20 protein-coding genes and 1 pseudogene are annotated in these 20,632 nt (G+C 56.8%); 17 read left to right on the plus strand and 4 right to left on the minus strand.

Annotated features, from left to right (window positions below; all coding sequences use genetic code 11):
• Positions 1-10: 10 nt before the first annotated feature.
• The 13 genes and pseudogenes from Q5H89_RS23210 to Q5H89_RS02910 form a co-directional block, all read left to right on the plus strand.
• Positions 11-283 (plus strand): annotated as a pseudogene (locus tag Q5H89_RS23210) (TIGR02391 family protein); the annotation flags it as partial.
• A gap of 193 nt (positions 284-476) precedes the next feature.
• Positions 477-869 (plus strand): DUF3592 domain-containing protein, encoded by a 393-nt coding sequence (locus tag Q5H89_RS02855; RefSeq protein ID WP_305017781.1) that lies wholly within the window; start codon positions 477-479, stop codon positions 867-869.
• An 85-nt stretch (positions 870-954) separates the two neighbouring features.
• Entirely contained in the window at positions 955-1,467 is a 513-nt protein-coding gene (locus Q5H89_RS02860) for a hypothetical protein (RefSeq protein WP_305017782.1), read from the plus strand.
• A 797-nt stretch (positions 1,468-2,264) separates the two neighbouring features.
• Positions 2,265-2,738, plus strand: coding sequence for a hypothetical protein (locus Q5H89_RS02865; RefSeq protein ID WP_305017783.1), 474 nt, complete (start codon positions 2,265-2,267; stop codon positions 2,736-2,738).
• Between the two features lie 140 nt (positions 2,739-2,878).
• Positions 2,879-3,382 carry a hypothetical protein gene (locus tag Q5H89_RS02870; RefSeq protein WP_305017784.1) on the plus strand — a complete coding sequence of 168 codons (504 nt, stop codon included), beginning with the start codon at positions 2,879-2,881 and terminating at the stop codon, positions 3,380-3,382.
• Positions 3,383-3,619: 237 nt separating this feature from the next.
• Positions 3,620-3,970, plus strand: coding sequence for a hypothetical protein (locus tag Q5H89_RS02875; protein WP_305017785.1), 351 nt, complete (start codon positions 3,620-3,622; stop codon positions 3,968-3,970).
• A 139-nt stretch (positions 3,971-4,109) separates the two neighbouring features.
• Positions 4,110-4,649, plus strand: coding sequence for a hypothetical protein (locus Q5H89_RS02880; RefSeq protein ID WP_305017787.1), 540 nt, complete (start codon positions 4,110-4,112; stop codon positions 4,647-4,649).
• Between the two features lie 182 nt (positions 4,650-4,831).
• Entirely contained in the window at positions 4,832-5,581 is a 750-nt protein-coding gene (locus Q5H89_RS02885) for a TIGR02391 family protein (RefSeq protein WP_305017788.1), read from the plus strand.
• Positions 5,582-5,649: 68 nt separating this feature from the next.
• Positions 5,650-6,231: a hypothetical protein gene (locus Q5H89_RS02890; protein ID WP_305017789.1), complete on the plus strand. Its 582-nt coding sequence runs from the start codon at positions 5,650-5,652 to the stop codon at positions 6,229-6,231.
• Between the two features lie 6 nt (positions 6,232-6,237).
• Positions 6,238-6,918: an Abi-alpha family protein gene (locus tag Q5H89_RS02895; RefSeq protein WP_305017790.1), complete on the plus strand. Its 681-nt coding sequence runs from the start codon at positions 6,238-6,240 to the stop codon at positions 6,916-6,918.
• Between the two features lie 99 nt (positions 6,919-7,017).
• Positions 7,018-7,809 (plus strand): hypothetical protein, encoded by a 792-nt coding sequence (locus Q5H89_RS02900; RefSeq protein ID WP_305017791.1) that lies wholly within the window; start codon positions 7,018-7,020, stop codon positions 7,807-7,809.
• Positions 7,810-7,951: 142 nt separating this feature from the next.
• Entirely contained in the window at positions 7,952-8,230 is a 279-nt protein-coding gene (locus Q5H89_RS02905) for a hypothetical protein (RefSeq protein WP_305017792.1), read from the plus strand.
• Between the two features lie 85 nt (positions 8,231-8,315).
• Positions 8,316-8,837, plus strand: coding sequence for an SIR2 family protein (locus tag Q5H89_RS02910; RefSeq protein ID WP_305017793.1), 522 nt, complete (start codon positions 8,316-8,318; stop codon positions 8,835-8,837).
• Here Q5H89_RS02910 and Q5H89_RS02915 read toward each other — a convergent pair.
• The 3 genes from Q5H89_RS02915 to Q5H89_RS02925 all read right to left on the minus strand — a co-directional run bounded on the left by Q5H89_RS02915 (position 8,812) and on the right by Q5H89_RS02925 (position 10,201).
• Complete coding sequence (locus tag Q5H89_RS02915) at positions 8,812-9,099, minus strand: nuclear transport factor 2 family protein (protein ID WP_305017794.1); 288 nt, start codon at positions 9,097-9,099, stop codon at positions 8,812-8,814. The two genes, Q5H89_RS02910 and Q5H89_RS02915, sit on opposite strands and share 26 nt — an antisense overlap.
• 9 nt (positions 9,100-9,108) lie before the next feature.
• Positions 9,109-9,258 (minus strand): hypothetical protein, encoded by a 150-nt coding sequence (locus Q5H89_RS02920; RefSeq protein ID WP_305017795.1) that lies wholly within the window; start codon positions 9,256-9,258, stop codon positions 9,109-9,111.
• Between the two features lie 85 nt (positions 9,259-9,343).
• Positions 9,344-10,201 (minus strand): DNA/RNA non-specific endonuclease, encoded by an 858-nt coding sequence (locus Q5H89_RS02925; protein ID WP_305017796.1) that lies wholly within the window; start codon positions 10,199-10,201, stop codon positions 9,344-9,346.
• A 169-nt stretch (positions 10,202-10,370) separates the two neighbouring features.
• On the opposite strand from Q5H89_RS02925, the gene Q5H89_RS02930 reads away from it, so the two are divergent.
• The 4 genes from Q5H89_RS02930 (at position 10,371) to Q5H89_RS02945 (ending at position 18,283) form a co-directional block, all read left to right on the plus strand.
• Positions 10,371-15,197: a CehA/McbA family metallohydrolase gene (locus tag Q5H89_RS02930; protein ID WP_305017797.1), complete on the plus strand. Its 4,827-nt coding sequence runs from the start codon at positions 10,371-10,373 to the stop codon at positions 15,195-15,197.
• A gap of 63 nt (positions 15,198-15,260) precedes the next feature.
• Positions 15,261-16,169: an aspartyl protease family protein gene (locus Q5H89_RS02935; protein WP_305017798.1), complete on the plus strand. Its 909-nt coding sequence runs from the start codon at positions 15,261-15,263 to the stop codon at positions 16,167-16,169.
• A 38-nt stretch (positions 16,170-16,207) separates the two neighbouring features.
• On the plus strand, positions 16,208-16,435 hold the full coding sequence (locus tag Q5H89_RS02940; protein WP_305017799.1) for a hypothetical protein: 228 nt from the start codon (positions 16,208-16,210) through the stop codon (positions 16,433-16,435).
• A gap of 156 nt (positions 16,436-16,591) precedes the next feature.
• Positions 16,592-18,283 (plus strand): T9SS type A sorting domain-containing protein, encoded by a 1,692-nt coding sequence (locus Q5H89_RS02945; RefSeq protein ID WP_305017800.1) that lies wholly within the window; start codon positions 16,592-16,594, stop codon positions 18,281-18,283.
• A 629-nt stretch (positions 18,284-18,912) separates the two neighbouring features.
• On the opposite strand, the gene Q5H89_RS02950 is transcribed toward Q5H89_RS02945, so the two are convergent.
• Complete coding sequence (locus tag Q5H89_RS02950) at positions 18,913-20,067, minus strand: HNH endonuclease domain-containing protein (protein ID WP_305017801.1); 1,155 nt, start codon at positions 20,065-20,067, stop codon at positions 18,913-18,915.
• Between the last annotated feature and the right edge of the window lie 565 nt (positions 20,068-20,632).

Consider the following 20,632-nt stretch of genomic DNA (forward strand, 5'->3'; position numbering starts at 1 on the left):
AGCTAACTCCCTCTACACCACCAACCATTACTCTCAAGCTATTCATGTGGCTTGCATCGCATTAGAGAAGGTCATCCAAGCAAAGGGCGGCCAGTCGGCTAGCGTGACGGGCACAGCACTAATAGGAAAGGTTTTTCCAAAAGATAATCCGATAATCAGTCTCTCCGACGACCAGGGCGAACGGGAAGGCTATGGCTTTCTATATCGTGGGTTGCTGCAAGCTATCCGCAATTACTACGCCCATAACCTGACCGAGATACCCGCTGCCCGCGCCCTAGAGTAGCTTGGCTTTATTAGCGCCCTGTTCTACAAACTGGACGAGGCCCAGCCCACGGTGGCGCCAACTACTCCCTAGATATCACTCGATGAAGCCCACCGCCTAGGCGTAGGGTGGTTCACCACTAGCTCTGTAATGCTTGTGCATTCAAGAGCGATAAGTGATAGAGCTAAAGCCCCCTAGTTCCAAACCCGCTACTTTGATTCACTCTGCTCTTTTCCCCTTTGCACTCGGTATAATTATGGGCGTAATCACCCTACGCCGGATAATATTTGCACGTCGATTGCAGCGCACCGGCGTTGAAGTTCTGGGCCAGGTAGTTCGCCAGCGAGAGGTAAGCAGTCGTAGTGGCCCCTACTTCATCCCAACTATTCGCTTCACTACCTGGCTTGGGCAACTTATTGAAGCTGAAAGCGCAGGACAATCCAATAACTTGGAGTTCTTTGATGGCGATGAAGTAATTGTGTTCTATGATCCTAACCATCCTGCCATATTTCTATTGGCTCAAGAATTGAATCTTCGTAGCAAATATGCTCAGTTGGCCCTAGTTGCGTTCTTGTTTATGGCCGCTTTGGCTAGTGCGATGCAATAATCTACGGTACGGCTCCCCACCCCTCCCCCCCGTTGTTACCCCGCCGCCTGGGCATAGAGTAATAGCCTACACTACCTTCGCAGACATGAAAAAAGTACTACTTGCCGCTGGACTGCTGGTGGGGCTGGCGGGCTGCGGTGGGGGTGACACCAACAATCAGCCCACCGCTACCGATTCTGCTATGAACGGCTTGTATAAGGTCCGGCTGCGAGGTCGACAGCCAGTGGTAGCAGACAGCTCGAATAATTACCACTCCAGTGCAACGCACGATGAAGCAACAGCCGATACAGTTAGCAAAACTGTCACAGTGGCCGATACAGCTACCCGCCCCCTACGTGCCAGTGAGCGTGCCCAATTAATCAAACAGCTTAATAAACAGAGGATAGCCTTGAATGCCACCGCAGTAAAGCTGCGTAAGGATACCACTTGGTTAAGGGCGCAGTTAGCATTGCCCTCATCGGCGAAGGAACACGCGCGCTACGAGCAGTTGATGCTGGGGCAGCGACAACAGGCTATTAAATTTTTGCTCGCCCGAAAAGGCTGGCGACAAAATATGGCAGCATTCGAGCGGGGTCGGCGGCTCTTGTCGTTTCGATGAAGCCCGCCGCCCTACTAGCCGCCCTGTGCTTCGCCGCTCATGGACAGCCCCCCAGTCCTGTGGGCCACTGGCGGGTTGACCACTACGAGAAAGGCAATTCTACGATGCACTGCTACGAGTGCCCCACCATCACCTTCCGGCCAAATGGTACCGGCAAGATGCACCTGACGAACGGACAGCTAGTATCCTTTGCTTGGCAACAGAAAGGTGGGACTCTACTAGTACGCGCTCCCCAGGGTACATATCTCGCCTTAGCCAACGGCACCTACCAGCTAGCTGTTTCTACTGACCGGCAAGGGGAGCGCACGCTTAGTCTAGCCCGAGGCACCGAGTTCAGGTGCGTATTTACGGCTGAGTAACCTAGCAACTCCACCCGCCCAACCCAAACCCCACCCGCCACAACCGGGACGGGGGAGTGTGTTTTTTTAAAAAAAGCCACCAGAACCATGCTGCAAATAATCAACCACCTGCTACTAGTTACCGCATCATGCGTCGGCCTATACGCCGTGGGCCGTTTGTTCTATGTCGCAGGCTCGGCACCTACCTCCGTAGAAAGGGAGCGCAGACAGCCTCGATAATACCCGACCCATTACCTTCACGTAGCAGCACGCCCGCGCAGGGGCGGGTCGTGGGGCGCACAACTGCTCTGGAGCTTTGCTCTGACACTAACTCCTACGACTGGTTGACATTTCGTGACACTTGTTGTACTAGCCCCGCGCTCCCCATAGGAGCCGGGGCTTCTTTTTGTTACCCCGCCGCCTAGGTGTAGAATAGTCTACCAGCATACCTTCGCAAGTATGAAACACCTGCTATTCGCCCTTTTCTTTTTCACTACCCTTACGCCACTCTTGGCACAGACACCAGAAGCAGAGCCCCCTAAAGGGTCAAACGCGGTCTTGGTTACCACTACGGATAGCGTGGGGCTGGCTTGGCGCAGAATTCGTGAAGCACTTCTGGGCCAAGGGTATGGGTTAGCGCAGAGCGATGCCGAGATGCATTCCTTTGTCACTACCCCAAAAGCACTAAGCGCTGGCAAAACACTGACAGTAACCGGATTTGTATCTAAAGGGGAAGCGGGTGGAGTGGTTGTTTCGCTATCTGGCTCCTACATCCTAGTTGTGCCTACAACGCGTGGCCACAACGAGATGACCCGGCAAGTTGCTTGGAAAAGTGGCGCCTTTGGCAGCGATAAAGCTATGTTCAGGCAGCTTGAGCAAATAGCGAAAGCTTACCCTGGCCAAAGCAAAACGCTCACTTACACAATCCGCTAACCCGCACCCTCTCCTTTACCGATGCCGAGTACGAGAAGTTAGGCGCCCTAGCCACTGCCGCCCAGCTGGGCAGGTCGGAATATATCATTGACCAGCTAGGGCTAGATAAATAGCCTTGCCCAGCACTTCTACTACCTATTGTGCGAAGTACCTTACTCAGCGGCATACGACTTTTCTTTATCGCACTAGGTGGCTTTGTAGCGATGGGGCTACTACTGGGGCTGGGGCTGTCAATGGTAGGCGCCTACGAATATCATTTTGGCTTTAACAGGCAACGATGGCTCACCGGAGGCAGAACAGGCACATTTGGCATCAACAACCCGCGCGCGAGTATGGCAGATGATGTGATGGCTCATTATCTCAAGCCAGGCATGACGCGGGCAGAAGTGGTGGCCTTACTTGGCTCACCCGACCGGGACGGAATAGAAATGGTAGTACCTAGTAACGTTAGCCTACCTGACTCGCTAGGTGGTGAGAATGGGCATCTCAACATCGCTGGTTTTAACGAATGGCATCGTCTCAATGCCCAGCCTGATACGCTAATGCACTATTGGGTAGGCTGGGATATGATAGACCCCACTTCGATGCGGGTAGAGTTTGATGGCACAGGTAAGGTGAAACGGTATTGGGTAGGTCTACATTAGTTGCTTCGCTCGCTTGCCCTCGACGAAGCCCGCCACTTAGGGGTAGAATAGCCTCCATGCCGCCGTTTCGTCGTCGCCTACGGTACCGCGTCCGCGTGGCCCCACCGTGGCTCATTGTTTTGATTCTAGCCTTATTCGTGCTACTCTGGTGGGGTAATCAGTAGATTGTCTCACTACCCCCTTTGTTACCCCGCCGCTTGGGCTTGAAATAGCCCCTGCCCCTATACCTTCGTGGGCATGAAACGCCTACTACTTGCCCTACCGCTACTAACCGTTGCTTTCTCTTCCCACAGCCAAACAGCTCAGCCCACGGCATATGAGTTCCTAACGGTCGTAGAGCACGAGACGCAGTATTATAAGAGAGCAAAAATTGTGTTTGCGCCAGCTTTTCAGGGTAAATCAGAGTTGGGACTAGAGAGCTTACCCAGTTCTAACTCTGAAAAATTCCCTATTACGCTCGGCAAGAACTTAGAAGTTGTAAATAGCCAGTTAGAAGCACTCACAGTAGCCGGATGGGAGTTGGTACATGTTTCTTCTGAGGCAGTTAGTTCAAGCCACGAATACTTATTCCGTCGACGCAAACCTTAGCCTTGATTGAGCGAGTAGCCGAAAAGCGCGGCCTTAGCGTGTCGGCCCTACTGCGCTCGCTAGCCCTCGACGAAGCCCGCCGCCTGGGTGTCGAGTAGCACCACTTAGCTACCTCGGCTCTACACCATAGTTTAGGAGCGTGAAACACCTCTATCTTCTCGCGCTGCTTTCCTTAACTGCCTGCAAACTGCCTCATCGCCAGCAGTTCGCACTAGATGCGCGCGTGACGGTAGAGCTACCCAACCAGCCCCACGCTTTAAATCCTTATAAGGTTAGGACTGTTAAACATCCCGAACGCATGAAGATATGGGTGCTACGCACCCTGGGCGGCACGTATCAACTCCTGCGCTCAGTCAATCCCGCTGTGCATATCGCGGCGCAGGACACAACGAGCAGAGCACGTGGATACGCCCGCGTGGAAGCAACCTTAAAAGCAGAGCATGCGCAGAACGTAGTAGCGCGTCCCTTCACCGTAGGCGGAATTGAGGGAAGGGAGTTCACTTATAATAGCTTTCAGCATAGTACAGGTAAGCTGGAGCCGAGGTGCATGCGCAGTCTGGTATTGGATTCTGTTAGTTACGTCTTCCTGTTTCTACCCACAAACCGAGAAGTTATTCCAGACTTTATAGGGGACAGACAACAGCGCCTATTTCTCAACTCAATTACCGTAAACCCCTAGCCCCCGTGCGCACCCCCTCCTTCACCGATGCCGAATATGAGAAGCTAGGCGAGCTAGCCATAGCCGGACGGCTGGGGCGTAGCGAATAAATTGCGACTTGACAAGTAGCACAAGTGCCAGTACTAATGATTACGCCTAGGCAGATAAATTTAATCCATGTTGCCATACAAGGGCATGGACTTATGAAACGGAGCTTTAAGCTAAATAAAACTGAAAAAGGATTAAGAATTGAGTATTTAGAAAATAATATTTATTTTTTAATCAATCAGAGAGTTAAGATACCTAGAGTTGCTGTAGCAACTGTTACTGATGCTGTAAAGAATCTTGCAAACCTCTATTTAGCCTTTTCTATTGAGCATTTCCCCGACTTAATTCCTTATTCGACTAGGCCAGACTTACCTGTTAAGCAACTAGTAACGGATTGGGATAGTGTAATGCGCAGTTTAGGTAATTGGTTAGCTTGGATAAAAAGAGAATATGGTCCATTTGCTTTACCCGGAGAGCTTGCTGATGATTTAGAGAATAAAGCAAACATTGATATCCTCAGCCACCTTCACCCCACTGTCCAACAGGCAGCCAGTTCACGCTTCACCAGCGCACATTACTCCGATGCGATTCAGAAAGCTTGTACTGCCTTAGAAAAAGCCGTGCAGGTGAAAGCCAGCCTATCCACAACGACAACGGGCGTGTCAGTTATGACAACTGCTTTCTCCAAAAATAGCCCGCTTATACATATGGCCGACGACCCAAACGAGCAGTTTGGTTTCATGGCTCTTTACCAAGGGGCCATAATGGCACTACGTAATCATTTTGCGCATAACCTTACTGAGCTTACCGACCCTGCTCGCGCCTTGGAGTGGCTAGCGTTCCTCAGTGCCCTATTCTATAAGCTTGATGAGGCGCAGCCTATAACTACCCCTAATGCTCATTAGCTCTATCCTTGATGAAGCCCGACGTCTGGGTGTAGGTAGGGTAGCGCTAACTATATACCTTCGCGGGTATGAAAGCACTAGTACTTTTTTTTATCTGCTGCCTCCTAACAAGCTGCTCAGATGCTCACCTTTCCTCTACTTCTTGGTTAGCAAGCGCAGCTATTGCAACTGTGATTTCCACACTAATAACAAGTTTAATATCATTTTTTATTAAAGATAAAGAATACAAAAACGATTACTATAAAAAGGTGATTGACAAGCGACTCAAAGTTTATGAGTTATTAGAAGCTGCCTTAATTGATTTGAATTCTAGAACAATGGATGAAGGAGATAGTCGCCCTTATTTAACCATTTTTGGTGACACAAAACGTTTTGAAGAAGCTGGCGGCAAACTTCAAGACGCCTTGCAGGCAGGATTATGGCTGAATCAAGAAACGTTACTAATTGCTTATACTATAAATAAGCATTTATTTGACTTAATTCAAAAGCATGATACGAAAAATGCTAAAATATTAAAGCGCATAGGTAAAGACAATTTTGATACAATATTTGATTTACGTCAGAGATTAGAACAGTATGTAAGAGAAGATATCAGCGACCTGCATAATGTTCCTCGGTTTTTCAGAAAAAAGACTAAAGCCTTAGTTTAAAAAGTTATGCCTGAGCCCATATCTACTGTAGTCACTGCGATTACTGAGCATCCCCAGGTTGCTGCTGCTGTAGCCTCTATCTACGGAGTTGCCAAGCCCTTTCTCACAAAAGTTTTGGGTCTGGCTGCTGAGGAAATAGGTGAAATTGGCAGAGACTACATCAAGGGTCAGCGGACCAAGAATGCCGAACGTACACTGACCGATGCGGATAAGCTGCTGGCTGTGGTGAGGCGAGAGGCGCAGCGAGTGCCATTCAATATAGCTGTGCCGTTGCTAGAGGGAGCATCTCTTCAAGAGGAACCAACGCTAGCTGACAAGTGGGCCGCGCTACTGGCTAATGCAGCCGACCCAGCGCAGCGGGTGGCGGTGCAGCCGAGCTTTGCTGATGTACTGCGCCAGCTTACGCCTACAGACGCGCAGGTGCTAGAATTCATTTATGCAGAGCATCCGCCACAAGAGGGCGACCTATTTTGCCACTACCCGACAGTGGAAGATGCACTCGGCAATTTTGACTGGCAAGCTATTATTACCGAAACTTCATTAGGCAACTTGTCGCGACTACGTCTATTTGACTTTGCAAGTGGCAGTTTATACAATGCTGATAATACCCTCAACGTGAAGCAACGATTTTTATTCAGCGCCTATGGTGGACAGTTCATGCTAGCCGTCACCCCGCCCACGCCCTAGCCAATCCCTTCCCCGCTTCTGCTAACCTCATAGCCCCGGCCCAACAGTCGGAGCTTTTTCGTAGATTAGGGCATCTCTTATTCATTTATTCTTTTACTAATGAGCGTGTTTGAAAAGAAATTTAGCCTGTTGGAAAACGCTCAGAATTTCATTGAGGAATCTATTTACAGTGTTGCATGGGCTAGGGATAAACCTAGCAAGTGGCCCTTCGCCATTCTTCATCTGATACAGGGGCTGGAATTGCTCATTAAGCACCTACTAGCATCTCACCATAAGATACTTGTTTATGAAAACATTGACAACCCCAAAAATACAGTCTCATTGCAGCAAGGACTAGACAGGCTAATCTCCCTTGATTCCGTAAATATTGATGAAAAGGAAAGAGCTGCTATTATAAGTGCGGTCAAATTTAGAAATAATATTGTTCATTATGAATACAATTTAAACGAAAAACAAGCAGAAGTCATTTATTGCGAGCTTTTTGAATTTATGCATTTCTTTTACAGAAAGCATATCAAGGCTGACTTGCAAGATATTATTGACAGGGAGCTATGGCATACTGAAGCCGAATTGCTCAGCAAGTTCAAAAAACAGTTCGTTATCTATCATGGTGAAGAAGTAGCAAAAGAGCATCCCTTGTCAATAGTAGAATCTCAACTTTTTAATGCGTATAAAATAGATGGCCAAGTATTTAAAAGGGTTGCATCTGGCGACGAAGATGACCCTTTTAATCAAATAACATGTGGGGATTGTGGGGTAAAAGCGGGAATGTATCATACCTACGGATGCGACCACGAGCAGTGCCCTAAATGTAGCGGACAGCTTATTAGCTGTAGATGTGATGCAGTAGAATATTATGAAGTGGTAGAGGCCGGCGAGGATGGTAATTGAAGCCTGTTTCTTACATTATTTATACGTTCTACCTATAGTTTAATGCTCCACCAAGTGGGGCTTTTCACACTCTATCAACTATTATCACAAACTCATTTACCCAAGCCCCTCGTACTATTGTAAAATCAACATTATAATCAACATGGCCATCAACCTAAACGAATTACAAAACCTGCTCACTAAAGCAGAAACTAATACTGCGAACGAAAAAGAAATTCGCAAGGGTCTTACCCGTATCGAAAACCTGCTCGCTACTATCGGCCAAGAAGTAGAAAAGGTTTACATACTGCTTGATGGGGCTGCACCTGCGAAAAAAGAGCGTCGAGCTAGCAACGCCGATTCAGAGGCCCCATTCGGCAGAAAAGCTGATGGCACCCCGAAAAAGCGTCCCGGCCGCGTGAAGGCCGATGCATCCGCATAGCTGCTCAGTTGTAAACCTCTGTTTTTTCTATCAAACACAAAGCCCTGGCCCAACAGTCAGGGCTTTTTCGTAGCTTGGGGGCATTATGGATAAGGAAACATTATTCAAAGAAATACGCCAAGGCCGCACTTTATTATGGGCAGGCGCAGGCTTCTCTCGATACGCTGGCTACCCGATGGGTCCAGGCGTAGTAGAGAAGCTATATGAAGAGTTATCAAAAGCCCAGCGTGAAGAGTTGGCGGCTTCACTCCAGCAAAAAAAGCCTAAGTGCCCGGATTGGACACTTCCTAAGTTTGCTCAATATTTTGTTGACCTACATCATGGTAACCGCACTCGTCTAATTGAGATACTTGATAATATATTTTCAGCCGAGCCTACAAGAATTGATGTACACGAAAAGTTAGCACGCTTAACATTCATTAATCACATTGTTACAACTAATTATGACCCCCTTTTCGAGCTAGCTTATCGCCCTAGTAGAATACAGGTGGTAGAGCAGGCTAGCCAAATACCACAAATCGGTAACAAAGAAGTTGCTCTTTATAAAATTCATGGGCAGCCAAGTAATCCCGATAGTATTATTATAACAGCTCGACAAGTCGGCTAGTAACCGCGCAATGTAGCTTTGGCGTCTTGCTGAAAAGACTAGCATAGCGCTGCCGCATGGCAGCTTTGCCCTTGCTAAGTAGCTTGTCGGGAAAAGAATATAACGCGATGCTGTCCGCGTAAGGAGCCAAAAAGGCGTTGACATCATGGGCATTGTAGCCTTTCACTTGCTGCTCAACTGCTCGCACGGCGTTGCCAGGTATTGTCTGCGCCTGAGTGCGAAGGGTAGCTAGCAGCCCTATGACAAGTAGCAGCGTTTTCATGCCACCAACTTACGACATGCGCACCAACTCCTCCGGCGTGCTGGGCTGGCCATCCTCCCAGCCATCGACCTTGTTGACGTAAAACCAAGCTTGCTCATCCTCCAGCCACACTGGTACCAGTTGGTCAAACGCAACCACCTCAGCCGCGCTCAGCCGCACGTAGGGCCGCAGGACCAGCGGCCGGGCCAGCGCCGCCGTCAGGTGCGGGTAATAGATCGGCAGCAGCGAGCATTCCTTTTACTACTTAGTTCGTGGGGCCCGTGTCAGCCCTAGCCTCCAGTGTATTCTGCAGGCTGGATGGCAGGGCGGAAAGCAGGTCATACCCAGTGGCGGCCTCGATGGCATCAACGCTGGTGCGGTAGCTGCCCCAGCTACTGCTCAACGAATTGTCATTGGGCGTGTTGACAGCAATCACACGGGTGCTGGACGTGATGCGGCTTACGTCATTACTACCCACCGGCAGCACCACCAGCACCTTCCAGCAGCGAGCGGGCACGGTCACCTTGCCGCCGGCAAGCGTCGTCTCGTAGCCGGCGCTACCAGTGCCGCCCCGGCCATACGACCCGCAGACAATGTAGAGCTCGTTGCCGGCATCGACGAGCGTGCGGGCGTAGTTCTCGAGGTTCGCCCAGGTCTGCTGATTATTCTGCGGCGCCTGGGGCATCATGTTACTCATCAGGAACGTGGCTGAGTTATCGGCTACCGTGCTCGTGCGGTCGGCGCTGGGGCAGTTGTGCCCGCGGTCAAAGCCAGAACCCGAGTAGTCGGTGGCCTTTACCTGGTACCATCCACTGGGCAGGTCAGCATCGGCGCGAAAGTCATCCTGCCGGGGCGCGCTGCCTAGCCAGGCGCTACTCAAGTGCCAGCTCACCCAGTTCGGCTTGCCCTGGTCCCGGTTATAGGAGAGCGTGTACTGGTCCTTAACCAGCAGGTAGTTGGTCGGTGACGAAAGGCTCGCCACGGCGCCGCTGGGATTGCCCAGCGCCAGGTTGTCGTCACGGCCCGCTGCCGTCGTGGGCGTGGCGTCATCGGTTTTGGTACAGGAAACGGCCACCAGCGCGAGGAGCGCCAGCGTAGCTGCGCGGAAAATCAGGGGCTTCATCAAGAGGGCAAGTAGGGGCCAAAGGTCGCTAGTGTTGGCCTTTTCTAAGGTCGGGAGCCTGGACTCAACGTTATCAAACTTTTAAGTATGCCCAGAAAGCGAAGCAATTAGGAATCAAGGCAGTAGCTTTACATTGTCAAAGCTCTGCTCCAAAAGCTCCTATTTATTGATGAAATATTCATTACCTTCTTTCTCGTCGCATCCTTCCGGTAGTCGGGTGAAAGCCAGTAGTAGTAACCCTACTGCCAAGTGGTTCACCTCTTTTTTACTGCTACTCAGCTTGTGCGGCTCACTCACCGCCGCCGCTGCCGGGAGTACCACTGTAGTCATCAGCCAGGTCTATGGCGGGGGTGGCAACAGCGGCGCCACCTACACCAACGACTTTATTGAACTGCACAACGTGTCGGGGGCCGACGTGTCGCTGGCCAACTACTCCGTGCAGTACACGAGTGGCACAGGCACCTGGAGCGTCACGACGCTTTCCGGTACGATCGCGGCGGGTGGGTACTACCTGATTCAGGAGGCCGCGGGGAGCGGGGGCACGATGGCTTTGCCTACGCCCAACGCCACGGGTACCATTCCCCTGACCACCTCAGGGGCCAAGGTGGCCCTCGTGGCCTCGACTACGGCCTTGACGGGAACCTGCCCAGCGGCCGGTACGGTCGTCGACCTGGTCGGCTACGGCAGCACGACCTGCTTCGAAGGTACGGGCCCCACTCCCGCCCCCAGCAACACGCTGGCCGTGCTGCGCAGAGCCGGGGGCTGCACCGATACCGACCAGAACAGTACGGACTTTGTCACTGGCAGCCCTACCCCCCGCAACGGCACCTCCTCCACATTCTGCGTCACGGCGGCAACGAGCTTTACGCCTACTTCCGGCCAGGCGGGCCAGGTCGTGACCATTAGCGGCGGCCTGCTCAGCGGCATTACCAGCGTCAAGTTTGCGGGCGTGAACGCAACTAACGTGTCGGCTTCGCCGAACACCGTCACGGCCACGGTAGCCGCCGGCACGCCCCTGGGGGCGGCTACGGTCGTCCTCTCCGACGGCACGACCTCGTACACGGCCCCGGGCACCTTCACCGTCACGTCGGCGAGCCTGACCGTGAGCGGGCTGGGGGCCACGAGCGCCTGCCCGGGCGGCTCGCTGGACGTCACCTTCAGCGGCAACGGCACGTTCGCTGCCGGCAATGTCTTCCGCGTGGAGCTCTCCGACGCCGCGGGCACCTTTCCGGCCTCGCCCACCGTCGTGGGCTCGCTCACCAGCGCCAGCTCGGCCAGCCAGACAATTACGACGACCATTCCGGCCGCCACGGCAGGTGGTACCGGCTACAAAGTGCGCGTGACGGCCAGCAACCCGGCCACCACCAGCAACGCCTCGGCGGCCTTTACGGTCAGCACCGTGCGCATTGCGCCCACGACCGCGCAGAACATTTACACGACGACCAACGGCCCGGCCCTGACGGTGACGGAAACGAGCACGCCCACGGCCCGCCAGTGGGCCTATGCCACGACCAGCGGGGGGCCTTACACGGACCTCCCTAACCAGACTGCCACCAGTTATACCCCCGCTTTCTCGACCGCCGGCACTTACTACGTAGTCGCCCGCTCCACGTTCGCCTGCGGCCAGCAAGTGAGCAACGAGGTAGTAGTAAACGTAACGGTCGCTCAGGCACCCACCCTCACCAGCTTCACCCCCACGAGCGGCCCGGCCGGCACCAGCGTCACGCTTACCGGCACCAATTTTAGCAGCGGGGCCACGGTGAGCTTCAACGGCACGCCCTCCCCCCAGGTCACGGTGGTTTCGGCCACCACCATCCGGGCGACGGCGCCCACGGGCGTGACCACCGGCCCCATCAGCGTGACCACGGCCGGCGGCACGGCCACGAGCACGGCCAGCTTCACGGCCACCACCCGCACGCTCGTGCTGCTCGACGACTTCAACCGCTCGGATAGCCCCACGGTCGGCAACGGCTGGACGGAAACCGAAACGACGACCACGGGGGCTAGCCTCGTCAGCAACCAGCTCAAGCTAGCCGGCACGGCCAGCGGTCGCGAATTCGTCACGCGCAGCCTGGCTGCCAACTACGACCCGGTGCTCACCAACAATGGCCGCGTGCTGACCTGGGCCTGGAACATGCAGCAGACGCGCACCAATCCCACCAGCTTCGATGCCAGCTCCTACGCCGTGGCCTACGTGCTGGCCGGCAGCAGCGACAACCTGCTCAGCGGCACCGGCTACGCCGTGGTCGTGGGCAACAGCGGCACGCCCGACCCCATCAAGCTCGTGCGCTACGCCAACGGCATTGCCTCGACCCTCACCCCCATCGTGGTGGGCGACGTGGACGCGGCCAATAAATTCCAGACGATTCGCGTCACCTACCTGCCCGACGAGGACTTGTGGACGCTGGAGGCGGCGACGGCTACCACGGCCTTCCAGGACCCGACCACGGCGACCTACGCCACGCTGGGCTCGGCCAGCGACGGCACCTACACCACCACCGCGCTGCCCTACACCGGCTGCCTGTGGAACCACGCCACCTCGGCCACCGACTACGCCCTCTTCGACAACCTCTACGTGACGGCGCCCTGCACGCTGGACGCCGAGCCCACGGCCGGCCCCACCGGCCCGGTGGCCAGCAGCCTGACTAGCAGCAGCGCCACGCTGAGCTGGACGGCCGGCGCGGGCTCCTCGCGCCTGGTGCTCGTGCGCCCGGCCTCGGCGGGGGCCGATGCCCCGACGGACGGCGCGGCCTACGCCACCACGGCGCAGTACGGCCGCGGGGCGCTGGTGGGCACCAGCAGCTACGTGGTCTACACCGGCGCGGGTACCAGCGTCAGCGTGACCAACCTACAGCCCAACACCACCTACGCCTACCAGGTGTACGAGGCCGCCGGGGCCGGCTGCTCGCTCAACTACCTGCAGGCCAGCCCCGCCACGGGCACCTTCACCACGGCCCCCTGCATCGCGGCGGCCACGCCCACCGTGGCGGCCAGCGCCGTGCAGGCTACGCCCGCCACGTATAGCCTAACCCTGGGCTGGCAGAACGGCAACGGCGCGCAGCGGCTGGTCGTCGTGGCCGCCGGGCAGGCCCCGACCGCCGGTCCGCAGGATGCCACGGCCTACACGGCCTCGGCGCGCCTGGGCGCCGGCAGCGCCCTGGGTGGGGGCTTCGTCGTGTACAGCGGCGCGGGCAGCAGTACCACCGTCGCGGGCCTCACGCCCAATACGACATACTACGCCATCGTGTACGAGTTTAACGGGACCGGCTGCTCGGCCGCCTACCTGACCAGCGACTTGGCCGCGGTGTCGGCGACCACCGCAACCCCGCCCCCCGTCACCGCGGGCAGCTACCACTTCTACCGCGGCAACCTGCACGGGCACAGCAGCTACTCCGACGGCAACAAGGACTCCGGCACGTCGGGGGCCTACACGCCCGCCGACGACTACGCCTTGGGCCGGCTGGCCCAGCAGTTTGACTTCATGGGCATTTCGGAGCACAACCACAGCCAGGCGGGCATGGAACTTGCCAACTATGCCAAGGGCTTGCAACAGGCGGATAGGGCCAACGACGAGGGCAACTTCGTTACCCTCTACGGCATGGAGTGGGGCACCATCAGCGGGGGCGGCCACGTCGTGGTGTATGGCTATCCCAAACTCATCGGCTGGGAGCCGACTTTCTACGACGTGTACGTGGCCAAGGGGGACTACACCGGCCCCAACGGCTTGTTTGCCACCGTGGCCCAGCAGCCCGGCACGTTTACCTACCTGGCCCACCCCGCCTCCACGGACTACAACGGGCTGTTCAACAGCTCGCTCAACGCCACGGTGGCCGATGTGCTGGTGGGCTCGGCCATGCGTACCGGGCCCGCCTTCTCGCAGAACACGACCTACAGCAACCCGCCCTCCAGCACGTACGAGGCGCGCTTTAAAGACGCGCTGCGCCTGGGCTACCACGTGGCCCCCACGGTGGATCACGACACCCACTACTCCGTTTTCGGCCGCTCAACCCCCGGCCGGCTGGTCGTGCTGGCGACGACGCTGAGCCGGGCTGCCCTGCTGGACGCGCTGCAGCAACGGCGCTTCTACGCCTCCGACGACTTTAACACGGAAGTACTGCTGACGGCCGGCACCCAGGTGATGGGCAGCATTACCACCCAGGCTGGCCCGCCCACGCTGGCGGTGAGCGTCAACGACCCGGACCCCAACGACGCAGTCGCCTCCATTACCCTGTTCAACGGCATCCCCGGCTCGGGCGTGGAAGCCCAACAGGTGGCCAGCAGCACGGGCAGCGCCACGCTCTCGTATTCGGACCCGATTCCCGACCAGGCCACCTACTATTACTACGCCGTCATCACGCAGGCCGATGGCGACAAGATCTGGACCGCTCCCATCTGGTACACGCGCAACGACGCGCTCAGTGGACCGCTGCCCGTGCAGCTGGTACGCTTCCAGGCCGTGCTGCAGAACGAGCAGGAAGCGGTGCTGCGCTGGGCCACGTCCTCGGAGCTGCACAGCGCTTACTTCGCCGTGGAGCGCTCCGCCGACGGGGTGCACTTCACCGAGGTCGGCCGCCTGTCGGGCGCGGGCTCCAGCCTGGTCGCGCACAGCTACGAGCTGCGCGACCGCCAGGCCTTGACGGGTCTCACCTACTACCGCCTGCGGCAGGTTGATACGGACCAGGCGACGAGCTACAGTCCAGTCGTGACGCTGCAGCCCACGGCCCGCGAGGCGGCCGAGGCGCACGTGTATCCCAATCCGAGCGTGGGCACGGCCGTCACCCGGCTGGCCCTGCGCGGGCTGACCAATCAGGTGCTGGACGTGCGCGTAACCGATATGCTGGGGCGCGTGGTTAGCACCCAGCGCGTGATTCCCATCGGCTACCAGGCCGACGTGCCCCTGACCCTACCTACCAGTCTGGCGCCGGGCGTCTACAGCGTAACGCTGCGCGCGAGCGGGCAGCTCTGGACCACCCGCCTGGTCATTGCGCCGCGGTAGCCTTATTGGGTACAGCTGAGTAAAAGCCCCGCCCTCCCCAGGGCGGGGCTTTTCTTTGTCCTTATGCTTACCTCGACGCCGCGGCTTTTCGTGCTCGCCCTCCTGCTCTCGCTGGCAGCGCCCAGCTACGCCCAATCGGCGGGGCCGGTGGCCGTTGTCCGCCTGCCGTTTGACCTAGTGGGTGGTTTGATTGTGCTGCGTAACCTGCCGCTCAATGACCAGCGGGGGGACTTCGTGCTCGATACGGGCTGCCAATACGGCCTGCTGCTGGACCAAACCGCGTTCAGCACTCACGTGCAGCCCGCCCCAACCCGCGGGTTAAGCGCCACGGGCGTCGTGGCCCAGCAGCAGGTGCCGGTCCGCCACTTTCAGCTCGGCAGCGCCCACTACGCCAACCTGACGGCAATCGCTACCTCTCTGGCGCCCATCCGCCGGGCGGTAGGGCCTCGCCTGCTGGGGCTGGTAGGCTACGGACTGCTGCGTGACTACGAAGTCGTCCTTGATTACGCCCACCGGCAGCTGACGTGCTACCCGCTGAACCGACCAGGACCCCGCCCGTTTACGCGGCGCGACTCCGTGGCCTTCACGCTGGAAAAGGGCTGGCCCGTGGTGGTGGGCACGATCGGCCAGGTACCGGTCCGGCTGCTGCTCGATAAGGGTGCCATGGCCAACAACCTCGACGCCGTCTTTAGCCAGCGCCTGCCGGCCCCCCTGCGGCCGCGCGTGCTCGGGTCCGAGGTGGTGATTGGCGCGGCTGGCCAGCATGCGGCGCAGCGGGCCCTGCTACCCATCTTGACCGTGGGAAGAACCGACTGGCATGACTTGCCAGTGGTGCTCGCCGCGCTGGCCCGCCCCAGCAGTGGCCGGGCACTTCCTTACCAGGGGGTACTGGGCTTCTCTTTTCTTAGTCAAGATGTGCTCGTTAGCTTTCACTACGGCCGCCGCCAGTTCTACGCCCTGCAGCCCCAATAAGCATGACCTTCTACGCCTTTCGCCAGCTCTCTTCCGTCATGCAACTCTACTGGGTGCTCCAGCACGGCACTTACCTAGCCCAGCGCTGGGAAGCCGATGACGATGGGGTCAACCTCTACCACTGCGCCGATGAGGGCCGCGGCTTCTTTGTCGAGGTCGGGGTGGATTATGGCCAGGAACAGCCGATAGTGCTGCGGAGCTTCGTGAGCAGTGTGCCGCTGGAAGATTACTGCCACTATGTGCGGCTGCTATGGGAAGGTACGTAAGGAGTCTCCAGTCGAGACGCACCCCTAGCTTTTTTGCTCGCATCCGACGCGGCGTGGTGTTGGATACAACCGGAGTAACAAATTAGTAGAGATAGAATTTTTTAAGGTCATATCTTTACCTTGGTGCGCTGCTAATGGCGCGCTTTAGCATTATCCATGAAGCACTTTTTCGCTTTCCGGAACAGTTGGCTCGTTTGGGTCGTAGGGCTCCTCCTGTTGGCAGGACCGAGAGCTTGGGCGCAAGCTCCCAGTTGGCAGAGCGCAGTAGCTTTTAGTGGCACCCAATCCTATGTCAACGCTTCGGTGGTAGACGGTGCGGGCAACATCTACCTGACGGGGCAGTTTACCGGCACGGCAAACTTTGGAAACACTACGCTCACCAGCCCTGGCAGCGGCAGCGACATATTTGTTGCCAAATGGGACCGCGAAAGCAATCGCTTTGCCTGGGCCAAGCAGGCTGGGGGTAGTGGAACCGATATTGGGACGGCCATCGCCCGCAACGGGGCTGACATCTACGTAACGGGTTGGTTTAGCGCCCTCAACGCCGATTTTGGGGTTACTACCCTGCATAACCTCACCTCCTCTACCAATGACCTCTTCGTAGCAAAGCTGACCGATACTGGGCTCGACGCTACCTTTTCCTGGGCTCGACAGGTAGGCAGCTCCGGTTATGAGAGTGGCTATGCTATCGCGGTGAGTGGGGCGAACGTCTATATAACGGGAATCTTCACCAGTCCCACCCTTACCATTGGCGCGACTACCCTACCCAATTCCGGTCCTGCTGAGCCGCTGACCACAAACGGCTTTATATGTAAGCTAACGGATGAGGGCAGCTTCTGTACGTTCGGCTGGACCCAGCCCTTTATTGGTAGTAGTTATCCTACCGCGCTAGCCGTCCAAGGGGCGAACGTGTATGTTACAGGCTATTTTGGCGGCACCCTTCGGGCGGGCAACACGAAGCTGACAGCGGCGGCCTACTATGATGTGTTCGTGGTTAAATTAGCTGATCAGGGTGCTTCCAGTACGTGGACCTGGGCAAAACAAGCCGGCAGTCCGGGCTCTACACAGGCCACGGCTATCGCAGTAAGTGGCCCGAGTATCTACCTGACGGGCTACTTCTATGCCACTGCCAGCTTTGGCCTCACTTCCGTTAGCAGCGCTGGTGGTAGCGATGTCTTTGTCGCGAAGCTTACGGATTCGGGCACCGACGCGGCCTTCAACTGGTCCGCGGCGGGGGGCGGGGCGGACATCGACGAGGCCTATGGCCTTACCCTGGCCGGCTCGGACGTTTACGTTTGCGGCGCCATTGGCAGTCCGGTTGCCACTTTTGGGACGGCGAGCTTAACCCACGCCACCAATAATTATTTCAGTCGGGATGGCTTCATCGCTCACCTCACGGATGCCGGAGCTAGCCCGTCCTTCACCTGGGCTAAGGCAATGGGCGGCCAGGGTAATGATGGTATTTACGCCGTAGCGCTCAGCGGCCTGACTCTTTTTGGTGCGGGGTATATTTCCCCAGCCGCCTCCTTCGACACTATCCTCATTCCCGCTTCGGCCGGCCTGCAAATTGGCTTCCTGGCTTCGCTATCCGACGCCCCCTTGCTGGCTACTACCCCCGGCTTGCCCAACCCTAGCTTTACGCTGGCCCCTAACCCGGCACGTGCCAAGACCCTGGTAACGCGGCAGGGCTACAGCTCCTCGATCCTGACGGTAGTTGATGCTGTGGGGCGGACGGTGCGCACAGTACCAGCCAGCCTGGGCGCAGTCGCCCTCGACCTAACGGGCCTGCCGCCTGGGGTATACGTAGTCCGCACCGCTAATCAGGCCGCCAAGCTTGTTGTGGAATAGGGCGCTTGTTCTGGGACCTCAGCCCAAGCCGGCTTCCCATGCCGGTGGGGCGCCCAAGTACTAGCTAGAGTCTCGGGAGCGCTTGCTGTAGCTGTTGTTGAAAGCTGACGAGATCGGGGCCAAAGTCCCGGTCATTGAGCAAGCGCTCCAGCGGTAACCAATGCACCAAGTCGGGGTTACCCGTGGGCGAGCGGACCCGAAAAGCGAGGAGTACATATTGCCAGCCCGCTCGCTCCCGACGCACCTGCACGGCAAACCGTAGCGCCACGCCTACGTGTACGCCGCGCAGTTGGCCTTGGTAAAGCTGCGTAGAGTCGGCCTGCGTTTGCAGTTCTGTCCACACCGAGCAGGTGCTAGTGAGCCAAGCTCGTAAATGCTCAGCCTGAATAATGGCGGAGGCTAGTGGGCGTGCTGTGGGAGCCGTGAATACGACTGTAGCTGTGGGGTAATTGATAGGCCAGAAGGATGCAGTTGGTCGCAAGGCTTCGGCAGTGGGGCGCTGGGCGACAGCTGGGCTAGCGAGCAACAGAAAGATAGGGAGGCAGGCTTTCACTAGACCAAGCTACAAAACCGGTCGCCGTTTAGCGGTAAGGCCGGACACGCGCCTCGTTTAGGTAGCCTGTCTAAGCTCAAAACCGGGTGACGTAGCGGGCGTCCGACACGTTGTTGATAAAGCTTACGGTATGACGCGCCAGGTCACGGGCAAAGCTGGGGGTGTTGGTCAGGCCAGTAAAGCGCAAGGCCGCGTCGGTGTGCATGGCCTGGCTAAGGGTAGCAGACTGGCCGTAGCTGGCATAGGCGGCGGCAAACAAAGGCTCGGCAGCGGCTAGGCGCTGCATGGATGGTACGCGGTCGCGCTTGGTGCGTTGATTGAACTCAGGGTCGACGGGCAGCAGATTCCAGAGCTCGTTAAGGGGATAGATGGCCAGCGGGAGCAGGTGGTCGAGGTCGTAGGGGGTGGAGTGGGCAATAATTTTTTGGGTCCAGGGGCAGGTGAAGGAAACTTGCTCGTGCAGGAGAATATCGACCTGATTACGCTCCCAAGAAAGCGGGCGCCGGTTGTCAGGTCGGGCGGTGAGTAAGGTGTAGATGTGCCCGCGCGTGAGTGAAGGAGTAGTGGCGTCCTGAGTAACGCCCTCTGTGAAAAGGCACCACTCATGAATGCAGAGGGCTTCGACGTAGAGAGAAAGTCGGTGGAAGGCCTGCCACAGCGGGGCGGCGACTACCACGCACACATCGGTGGGAGTAGTACCGGGAAGCGGCAGAGCGCGGCCAGCTAGGTGGCTAAAACGCGCGGGCTGGGGAAACAGGACCCACTGCTCGGGGCCAGCGTACTGGATGGGTTTGCGGATGGCGGCCGTGATAGCCGTGAGGGCCTGCTCATAGGCACGAACCAGCGGTACTGGGTAGGTAGCGCGCCGCCGGGGGGTACGCATCTCGGTAAAAAGAAAGAAGCCGTCGGCGGGCTCGGCGGGGGTGAGCAGGGTGCGCTGCCACTCAGCTCGGAGTTGCGTGAGGGCAGGGCGAAAGCTGACATCGTTGCGCAGCAGCGCGCGCGGGCCCTGGTAGATAGGCTGCGGGCCCATAAAGGGCCAGTAGTAAGCAGCCCATAATTCGGCAATGCGCATCAGAGGAACTGCCACGGGCTGCTCGAGTTGCGCCAGGCCGGGGTACGAGAGAACAAGGTCGTTGAGCGCACGCAGCAAGGCTATTTTATAGCTAGTGGTTTTGCTATCGTGCTTGAGAATGGTGGCAAGGGAATGCTCACCCGGGGTAGGCAGCATAGGGAATAGGTAGCGAAACAGGTTGAACAAGGGTAGCTGCCTATATCCATCTAGTCCCCGGCGTTTTTTGCCGGGGCGTTGACGCATAGCCTCAGTCTCCGCATACAGCACCTGCAGCACAGGCGCACCAATGTAAGGTTCACGCAATGGTAGTGTGTTACGGTAGCGCGTAGCACCTATATACTAGTAAGCCCGGAGACTAGATGCAGCAAAGTGAGGGGAAAGCCACCACACAGGGTAGCTAGCAGCTGACTCTATGAGGAGAAAAAGCTCGCAGCTTAATTGCACAATTACAAGCTCGCTAATTAGCAACTTGTTGCCGAAAAAAACACGCTAAAAAAGCGTGATTATGGGATGCGACTTCGCAATTTCCGCGTAGGCATCAGCCCTAATTAGCGTGTTTTTTGCGTCTAGTATCAACATACTTACCGTAACGCGAATTTGCCTCTCCTTAAAGCCCTTTCTTCCTAATCTATTTGCACTATTCCGCGCATTGCTACCCACTAGAAAGCTACTCATCGCAGTATACCCCAGCAGTATCGCTATTAAAGTACCTAACTGCACA

Origin of the sequence: Hymenobacter cheonanensis, from assembly GCF_030581075.1 — a bacterium.
Classification (GTDB): domain Bacteria; phylum Bacteroidota; class Bacteroidia; order Cytophagales; family Hymenobacteraceae; genus Hymenobacter.

What these genes read in the sequence shown, in the direction of transcription:
- Q5H89_RS02925 (WP_305017796.1), bottom strand. Translation starts at nt 10,201, where the DNA reads ATGAAGCCCCTGATTTTCCGCGCAGCTACGCTGGCGCTCCTCGCGCTG.
- Q5H89_RS02865 (WP_305017783.1), top strand. Translation starts at nt 2,265, where the DNA reads ATGAAACACCTGCTATTCGCCCTTTTCTTTTTCACTACCCTTACGCCA.
- Q5H89_RS02915 (WP_305017794.1), bottom strand. Translation starts at nt 9,099, where the DNA reads ATGAAAACGCTGCTACTTGTCATAGGGCTGCTAGCTACCCTTCGCACT.
- Q5H89_RS02935 (WP_305017798.1), top strand. Translation starts at nt 15,261, where the DNA reads ATGCTTACCTCGACGCCGCGGCTTTTCGTGCTCGCCCTCCTGCTCTCG.
- Q5H89_RS02945 (WP_305017800.1), top strand. Translation starts at nt 16,592, where the DNA reads ATGAAGCACTTTTTCGCTTTCCGGAACAGTTGGCTCGTTTGGGTCGTA.
- Q5H89_RS02895 (WP_305017790.1), top strand. Translation starts at nt 6,238, where the DNA reads ATGCCTGAGCCCATATCTACTGTAGTCACTGCGATTACTGAGCATCCC.
- Q5H89_RS02885 (WP_305017788.1), top strand. Translation starts at nt 4,832, where the DNA reads ATGAAACGGAGCTTTAAGCTAAATAAAACTGAAAAAGGATTAAGAATT.
- Q5H89_RS02890 (WP_305017789.1), top strand. Translation starts at nt 5,650, where the DNA reads ATGAAAGCACTAGTACTTTTTTTTATCTGCTGCCTCCTAACAAGCTGC.
- Q5H89_RS02900 (WP_305017791.1), top strand. Translation starts at nt 7,018, where the DNA reads ATGAGCGTGTTTGAAAAGAAATTTAGCCTGTTGGAAAACGCTCAGAAT.
- Q5H89_RS02910 (WP_305017793.1), top strand. Translation starts at nt 8,316, where the DNA reads ATGGATAAGGAAACATTATTCAAAGAAATACGCCAAGGCCGCACTTTA.
- Q5H89_RS02860 (WP_305017782.1), top strand. Translation starts at nt 955, where the DNA reads ATGAAAAAAGTACTACTTGCCGCTGGACTGCTGGTGGGGCTGGCGGGC.
- Q5H89_RS02905 (WP_305017792.1), top strand. Translation starts at nt 7,952, where the DNA reads ATGGCCATCAACCTAAACGAATTACAAAACCTGCTCACTAAAGCAGAA.
- Q5H89_RS02930 (WP_305017797.1), top strand. Translation starts at nt 10,371, where the DNA reads ATGAAATATTCATTACCTTCTTTCTCGTCGCATCCTTCCGGTAGTCGG.
- Q5H89_RS02950 (WP_305017801.1), bottom strand. Translation starts at nt 20,067, where the DNA reads ATGCTGCCTACCCCGGGTGAGCATTCCCTTGCCACCATTCTCAAGCAC.
- Q5H89_RS02875 (WP_305017785.1), top strand. Translation starts at nt 3,620, where the DNA reads ATGAAACGCCTACTACTTGCCCTACCGCTACTAACCGTTGCTTTCTCT.
- Q5H89_RS02940 (WP_305017799.1), top strand. Translation starts at nt 16,208, where the DNA reads ATGCAACTCTACTGGGTGCTCCAGCACGGCACTTACCTAGCCCAGCGC.